A 4,749-nucleotide genomic window follows, 5' to 3' on the forward strand; every position below is an offset into this window, starting at 1 on the left:
CGCCAAGAGCCCCTCGCCCCGCCACTGTTGAGGCGTTTGCGACAATGGGGCACCGACAAACATACCGCGGTCGAAATCCGCCCCGACGCCAGCGCACCCTGCTCGGTCCAAATGATCCGCCGACCCCATCTGCAGCGTCTCTCGGCCCCCAAAGGCAAACGCTACTGGCTGGAAGGTCAGACCGATCGCATCAAGACGATCGAGCGGACGAAAGTCGGGGAACGGCTCCGCTAACTCAAAACGAGCGTTGGATCGAGAACTCGGCGATTTCGATCAGGCAGTTTTTGGCTGCCCCGGTGGGCAGATCGGCGATCGCGTCGAGGGCGCGTTGCTTGAATTCGGCTGCCGTTGCGACGGTGAATTCCCTGGCGTCGGATTGATCGAGCCAGTTGCGAATCTGTGAGATCCGGTCGGCGGCCGGGCCGTTGAGGACCGTCAAAATGGCGTTTCGTCGCTCGGGCGTTGCTGTTTCCAGCAGACGGATGATCGGCAGCGTGATTTTTCCCTGTTCCAGATCCGTTCCCAGCGTTTTGCCGACCGCTTCATCGTCGCCCCACAGGTCCAGGAAATCGTCGGCGATCTGGAACGCGATCCCGAGACTGTTGCCGTATTCGGCCAGTCGATCGGTCGTTTCCGCATCGCAACCGGCTTCCGCGGCGGCGAGCGAACAGGCGACGCGACACAGCTCGGCGGTTTTTCCTTGGATGATTTCGAAATAAGTGTCGCGATCGATTTCGAGATCGTCGCGGCCGAGCACTTGACGCAACTCCCCTTCACAAACCAGGCGTGCGGCTTGGCCGACCCACTGGCAGGTGCGGGTGTTGTCGAGTGTCGCAGCCAATTGGAAACTTTGGGCGAACAAATAATCGCCCAGCAGAATACTGGTGTGATTGTTCCATTGGGCGTTGATGGTGGGGACATGCCGACGCGTCGCGGCTTCGTCCAGCACGTCGTCGTGGACCAGCGTCGCGGTATGGACCATCTCCAGAACCGCTCCGATGGTGATGTTGCTTGGCTTCACGCCCCCGAGGGCTTCGGCCATCAGCAAGTGCACGGCCGGCCGCAGACGCTTGCCCCCCAGCGCGACTCCGTGGCGCAGCAACGCCGAAACACCTTCGAAGGGACTTTGCAACTGCGAGCGCAGGGTGGCTTCGACCTCGGCCAACGGCGTGGCGATGGGACCATAAAGTCGCTGCAACAGCGGATTGGCCGAGGGGGCGGCACTGTTCTTGGACACGCGGACCGCGTGATCGCCCGTCGGGGGGGATCGGCGGGATTCGCTCTGCGCCACAGCGTTGCGTGTGCCGCTGACTCGGCTGTCGGTGTCGACCTGTACCGTGTCGGAGCGGTCTCGAAACGTCTCAGAAGCGTCCATTTTCTTACGCGTGTCAGCAGGAAGGGGGAACGGGGTGATCGGTTGCAATAGAAACGAAACCGCAATTAGAAACCAGGGACAACGAAATCAAAGGGGGACGATTGGTCGCATCAGGAATGCGAGCCGGGATTTCGCACGAACGTGCCCGACTGGCCACCTTCTTTCCCTTCCAATTGTGTCGGACCGATCTGCATCGCCCGATCGACGGATTTGAGCATGTCGTAAACCGTCAGCGCGGCGACACTGGCGCCGGTGAGGGCTTCCATTTCGATGCCGGTCTTTCCCGACGTGGCGCAGGTGACGCGACAGATCAGCTGCGGGGGCGAGGTCGGCTGCGGCGATTCGGTTTCCTTAGCCGTCTGTTCGTCTGCCCACTCGAAGTCGACTTCCGCGGACTCGATCGGGATCGCGTGACAGAGGGGGATCAGATGGGGCGTCCACTTGGTCGCCGCGATGGCGGCCAGCCGTGCGACCGCCAGCACATCGCCTTTACGGCTGGTCCCTTGCCGCACCAGTTCGGCCGCTTGGGCGTTCATGGAGATCCGCGACGAGGCGGTGGCGATGCGTTTGGTGACCGATTTGGCGGAGACGTCGACCATGTGGACGTTGCCATCGGCGTCGAAGTGGTTGGAAGGCATTTTCTTAGTTTCAAGTTTCAAGTTCCAGGTTCCAAAGGTTTGTTGCCGATGGCCGTCGGAGCGATTCTGTAACGAAATCTCTCCACTCCGCAACCCGCTGCCGCCAACTTGAAACCTGAAACTTGAAACTTGAAACATAAAAAAAACGCCACACATTTGCGGGAAATGTGTGGCGTTCTCGTTGTGGTCGGTGGTGAAGCGTGCATCCTGCGGCGGCCTGAGCCGGGGCAGGAATCGTTCACACCAGTTCTTTCTTTGCTCCGACGAGTGTTCTCAGTCGTTCAGCCAACAGATGGGCGTCGAACGGCTTTTTGAACGTCTCGTTGATGCTGCTTCGATCAAAACTCATCGGCTGGCCGTCATCGGGCAACAGCGCGATCAGAATGACATCGGTGAAATCCGCATTTTTGCGCAGGTTCTGGCAAATCTGTACGGCTTCGATCTTGCCGATCGAAAAGTCCACGATGATGCAGTCTGGCGTGAAGCTTTCGGCTTGAATTCCGGCTTCGAAACCGCTCGCCGCAACTGCGACCTTGAACGATTTTTCCGGCGGTAATTCTCGCTTCAAGTTCTCGATCAAAACTTGATCTTGGGCGACGATCAGGCACTTGGCCATCGCTTCGTCCTCCAAGTCACCCAACGGCATGCCGTGCTCCTTCAGGAACTTGATCAGGTATTCACGTGGAATACGACGATCTTGTGATCCTGGGATTCGGTAGCCTTTCAAACGCCCCGAATCGAACCATTTTGAAACAGTTCGGGGTGCGACTTTGCAAATCTTGGCGACCTGTCCAGTCGTAAAGACCTTCATATCAGGCTCTCCATAACGCCTCGTTGATTATTCCCTCGAACAATGGTGCGTCGGTACCCAATGTTCTCATGGCCTTGGTCGATCAGTTGTGCCGCACGCCTTCTCGTTCGTTTCATCTGTCTCACCGGTCCTGATCGCTGAGACAAAGTCTTACGAACCTGAATGCTGTCGTGTACTGCAAACCGAAAGCTGGGTCAGGCCACCCGGCTCACATCCTGTGACGCTTACCGAACGGGATCACTTGCTAGGTTTCAAACGTTTACAAACGGATCACTCCGCTTTGGTCGGGGTAGATGCTGTGACGTCCGGCGACCAACGCCCAACGTTCCATTGGTGAAACACGGCTGACATGATGATGGGTGTTGTCATCATGCCGATGTTTACAGGAACGTTCGGCTATAGTCGCCATCTGCCTTCGAGAAGGAGAGGTGTCACGAACGCGACGCCCTCGACTCGATTGCTTTCCCAGAATCCCCCCCTGGGCGGATCCACAACTCGGCTGCCACCAGCCCTCCTGCCTCGAGACGGTGAAAACCGTTCTCCGCGAGAGAACCCAGTCGAAAACTGTCGATCCGAGACTTAGTGTCGAGCAAAACCGCCCCAATTCTTTAGGGCGTTTGGAAGGGAACAAGCGTCATGGCCCCTGTGACGGTCCTTGACCGGATCAATCGGGACGGCCGGATCGATGCCGGTGATGCAAAACACCCGTGTTTCCGGGACTTTAGACACCGAAGGCACGGATTCTGTTGCACCGAAACAGACGATTTGCGAAGAAAAAAAACTTTTTATAAAGTTCATTTTCGTTCCCAATCGGTCTAGACAGCATGCCAATCGACGAGTCATCTGGCCGCAAAATCAGTCGCACCTTCACGCCACTCCGCCACCACTGCAACCAACATGCAAGACAACGCTCGCGCCTTCTTTGAACAAGCCATCGCCACGCCCAGTCCCTCGGGATACGAAGAGCGGATCCAGAAACTGATTCGAGATTACATCACGCCCCATGCCGACCGCGTGCGCATCGATGTGCACGGCAACTTGATCGCCGAAGTCGGCAACGGTGACGGACCGCGTTTGATGCTGGCCGGACACTGCGATCAAATCGGGATGTTGGTTTCCCACATCGATGAAAACGGTTTTGTGTACGCGCAAACCATCGGCGGTTGGGATCCCCAACAATTGATCGGGCAAGCCATGTCGATCTGGACCGACTCCGGTGAAGTCCCCGCGGTCATCAGCCGCAAACCCATTCACCTGCTCAACAACGACGAACGCAAAAAGGTTGTCGGACTGGACGAAATGTGGTTGGACGTCGGTGCCAACAACGACAAACAGGCGCGCGAGAAGATACGCATCGGCGACCCGATCACGTTGGACCTGCAGCTGCGCCCGCTGATGAACTCACTCGTCAGCGGTCCCGGGATGGATAACAAGACCGGGATGTGGACGGTGATCGAAGCGTTGCGACGCGCGAACGAACTGGCCGGCGCCGGCGGGATCGGCTGCCACCTGCACAGCGTCTCCACCGTTCAAGAAGAAATCGGACTGCGTGGCGCCAAAACCGCCGCCGGTGGAATCAATCCCGACGTCGCCATCGCCGTCGATGTGACCCACGCCTCGGACTGCCCCACCATCGACAAAAACAAACAAGGCGACATTCGCCTCGGCGGCGGACCGGTGATCTTTCGCGGACCCAACATCAACCCCAAAGTCGCCGCGCGGCTGATCGAACTGGCCGAAGCAAACAGCATCCCCTACCAACTGGCCGCCATCGGACGGGCGACCCCCAACGATGCCAACGTCTTGCAACTCCACGGTGCCGGCGTCGCCACCGGGCTGGTGGCGATCCCCAATCGCTACATGCACTCTGCCGTCGAAGCGATTTCGCTGGACGACATCGATCACGTCGCGCAACTTCTCGCCCA

General features: G+C 58.4%; 5 protein-coding genes. 2 read left to right on the forward strand and 3 right to left on the reverse strand.

Going from position 1 to position 4,749, the window contains the following annotated elements:
• Positions 1 to 234, forward strand: a 234-nt coding sequence (locus ABX749_RS22550) for a hypothetical protein (RefSeq protein ID WP_372897969.1), incomplete at its 5' end; no start/stop codon positions are given.
• Between the two features lies 1 nt (position 235).
• Here ABX749_RS22550 and ABX749_RS22555 read toward each other — a convergent pair.
• From ABX749_RS22555 to ABX749_RS22565, 3 genes are all read right to left on the reverse strand, one after another.
• Entirely contained in the window at positions 236 to 1,375 is a 1,140-nt protein-coding gene (locus ABX749_RS22555) for a polyprenyl synthetase family protein (RefSeq protein ID WP_372897970.1), read from the reverse strand.
• Between the two features lie 110 nt (positions 1,376 to 1,485).
• Entirely contained in the window at positions 1,486 to 1,974 is a 489-nt protein-coding gene (gene moaC, locus ABX749_RS22560) for a cyclic pyranopterin monophosphate synthase MoaC (protein WP_372897972.1), read from the reverse strand.
• Between the two features lie 277 nt (positions 1,975 to 2,251).
• Positions 2,252 to 2,824 (reverse strand): response regulator, encoded by a 573-nt coding sequence (locus ABX749_RS22565; RefSeq protein ID WP_094412462.1) that lies wholly within the window; start codon positions 2,822 to 2,824, stop codon positions 2,252 to 2,254.
• Between the two features lie 897 nt (positions 2,825 to 3,721).
• Between ABX749_RS22565 and ABX749_RS22570 the strand changes: the two genes are divergently transcribed.
• On the forward strand, positions 3,722 to 4,749 hold a 1,028-nt coding region (locus tag ABX749_RS22570; protein ID WP_372897971.1), incomplete at its 3' end, for a M42 family metallopeptidase.

Origin of the sequence: Stieleria sp. (assembly GCF_041595215.1) — a bacterium.
Classification (GTDB): Bacteria; Planctomycetota; Planctomycetia; order Pirellulales; family Pirellulaceae; genus Stieleria; species Stieleria magnilauensis.